This window comes from Deltaproteobacteria bacterium, from assembly GCA_019310525.1.
Taxonomy (GTDB): Bacteria; Desulfobacterota; DSM-4660; order Desulfatiglandales; family HGW-15; genus JAFDEE01.
Genome location: JAFDEE010000152.1, coordinates 1 through 3,102 on the forward strand (window position 1 = coordinate 1; position 3,102 = coordinate 3,102).

The 3,102-nt window shown below is 51.9% G+C and carries 2 protein-coding genes; both read left to right on the plus strand.

The window, feature by feature from the left end; all coding sequences use genetic code 11:
- The first annotated feature begins 342 nt into the window (after window positions 1-342).
- Entirely contained in the window at window positions 343-483 is a 141-nt protein-coding gene (locus JRF57_16355; GenBank protein ID MBW2305268.1) for a hypothetical protein, read from the plus strand.
- 103 nt (window positions 484-586) lie between these two features.
- Window positions 587-3,100: a CHASE2 domain-containing protein gene (locus JRF57_16360; GenBank protein ID MBW2305269.1), complete on the plus strand. Its 2,514-nt coding sequence runs from the start codon at window positions 587-589 to the stop codon at window positions 3,098-3,100.
- The last annotated feature ends 2 nt before the right edge of the window (window positions 3,101-3,102 follow it).

A 3,102-nucleotide genomic window follows, 5' to 3' on the forward strand; every position in this document is an offset into this window, starting at 1 on the left:
CAGGCAGGCACGGCAGACAGGTCAGACTCAAATTTTAATCCTCGAAATACTCCAATGTATTCCTGCGGTTAAAATTTTCGCCTTCCTTGACCCTTGGACAAAATTGAACATTTTCAAAGGTCTCTAGGTGAATGTAATCTGATCCGGAAAGATGTCCAACAGTCTATAATCATTAAACAAATTACTTCTTTCAAAATTTGTCATACATAATCTGGGTTTACAGTAAGATGGTGATCTGAGGCCCTTTTGCACCCCTTTGAGAAACCAAACCCAACCCGGGGTGTTGTGATTTTTACTCCATAGGAGAGGATCCTGGAAATTTTTTGACAAGAAGGCGGGGGATTGAATAAGCTGAACAGACTGGAGTCAGCGGAGACCGATACGACCGGGAAAGGATGCTTCTCCATGGGGGCCACCGGAATTTTTGACCGGCTCCAATGGGGGTTTAGGGAGAATGGTTTTAAGAACGACCCGGGGGAGTGACCCGATAGCTGGGGGTGCACTATTAAGGGTTGTCGGGGAGATCGTCCAAGGGCTGAACTCAGTCCTTCTCCTGAAATGTCACACTAAAAAATGAGCGGTTGGCATGAAAAAGGCCTCTGTTAGACCGGCGGATGTGTTGGTGGGGATATTTCTCGCCGCGGTCTTTATTTTTTTATCTTTCCGGGAATACAGGGTTTTCGAGTCCTTGGAGAGGGGGAGTTACAGTGTGAATATGAGGCTGGATCTCCCGAAGGTCACGGCCGAAAACAGGATCGCCATCGTGAATATCGATGAGAAGAGTATCCGCCAGCTGGGCCCCTGGCCATGGCCAAGGGCCGTCATCGCCCGCATGATTTCCCTATTGAAAGCCAACGGGGCCAAAATCATCGCCCTGGACCTGCTTTTTCCCGAAAAGGAGCACAATCAGGGGCTTTCCGAAATAAGGAAGTTGCACGGCTCCTTGCTCGAACGTCCGGATTACCCAAGGGATTCATGGCTGTTGCAACGTTTGGAGGAAATTGAGAAGAGATTGGACAATGACACATCCCTCTCCAGTGTGGTCCGCGAATGCGGAAACGTATTCCTCCCTGTGCTCGGAACTTTCGGCGGGTATGACAGCGAACTCGTTCTTTCTGAGGAGTCATTTCTCAATAAGGGGGTTCTTGGTATAGGGGCGGGCATGGTGGATGCTATTCCCGTCAATCGCCTCACAGTCCCTTTTCCGGAATTGGGCCGGAGCTGTCGCGGGTTGGGCCATGCGAATCTATGCCCTGACGCCTTGATGGAAGGGCAGACCCACCTCCTCTTCATCAACTATCGAGGGCACCTCATGCCTTCCATGCCCTTGCGCTTGGCCCTGGCATACCTGGATAAACAGCCGAACGAGGGTGTTGTAAGCAAAAGCGGTCTCAAACTCAGGGACGCCCCGATTCCGATTCAAAAAGGTGAACTTTTAATCAAATTCAGGGGAGCTAGGGGATCTTTTCCCAACTATTCCTTCGCCGACATCCTGAAGGTCAAAAAGGTGCCGGCCGTCTTCGCCCAAAAGATCGTTCTCATCGGCTACACGGCCCAGGGGGGCGCCAGGATCCGCACTCCCGTCGACCTTGAGATGCCCCGGGTGGAATGGTGGGCAAATATCATCGAGAACCTCTTGGAGGGTCGTTATCTCCTCAGACCCCACTATCTGGTCTACGTGGAGGCTGTGGTTCTTATAGGGCTTGCCCTGTTCTCTTGCCTGGTTTTTCCCAGATTCGGATTTTTAAACCGATTGGGGCTCATGGTGGGCCTTCTCGTGATCCTTTTCATTTTCTCATTCACGGCGTTCAGGGTATTTGGGATCTGGTTCAAGACCGCCTATATCGCCCTTTCCGTGGCGGCCGCCTTCCTTGTATCAACCGTCAGGGAGTTTATCGCCAGGGAAAGGTCCCTTGGGGTCACATCCCGGGAAAGTATAGAGACCAACAGGATGCTGGGCCTGAGCTTCCAGAGCCAGGGGCTCCTTGATTTGGCTTTCGAAAAATTCAGAAAATGCCCCCTGGACGATGCCATGAAAGACGTGATCTACAACCTGGGCCTTGATTACGAACGGAAAAGGATGATCAACAAGGCGGTCGCGGTCTATGAATACATCTGCCAGGCGGACGGAACTTACAGGGGACTTGACCGGCGCATTCCCAAGTTGAAGAAACTCATGGGACACCTTGCCCTGGATGCTTACGGGGCCAGGAGAGAATCCACCATCCATCTCTCTGGGGACCTGGATATCAGGCCGACCGTTGGAAGATACGAGGTCCTTTCCGAATTGGGGCAGGGGGCCATGGGGGTCGTGTACAAGGCCAGAGATCCCAAGATCAATAGACTGCTGGCCATTAAGACCATACGCTTTTCGGACGAGTTCGAGGACGAGAAGATCGAGGAGATCAAAACCAGGTTCATGCGGGAGGCTGAAATTGCGGGGAAACTTTCCCATCCCGCAATCGTTTCCATTTTCGACGTCGGGGAAGACTATGACCTTACTTATATCGCCATGGAATACCTGGATGGTAAGAGTCTATCAGGCTATTGCTCAAAGGATGCCCTTCTTCCTTTCAGGCAGGTTCTTTCCATCATCGCCCAGGCCGCGGGTGCCTTGGATTATTCCCATCGCAGGGGAGTGATTCATAGAGATATCAAGCCCGCCAACATCATGCTCCTTAAGGACGGGAAAGTGAAAGTGACGGACTTCGGAATCGCAAAGGCTGTTTCCTCTTCCCGGACGAAGAGCGGCATCATACTGGGTACCCCCAATTACATGTCTCCGGAGCAGATCAACGGGCAGGAATTGGACGGGCGGTCTGATCTTTTTTCCCTCGGAGTGGTGTTCTTTGAATTGTTGACGGGGCATTTGCCCTTTCAGGGGAAGAACCTTTCGAACCTGTTTTATCGAATCACCCAAGAGAATCACCCTTCCCTGCGATCCTTTAACCCCGCCATTCCCAAGGTCTGCGACCAGATCATGGACAAGATCCTTGCAAAGGATCCCCAAAGGAGACTTCAAAGGGCCGGTGAACTGGAAAAATACCTGCTGGCCCTCCTCCAACGCATAGATCGACTGCGGCCCCGCCCCAAGGCTTAAGG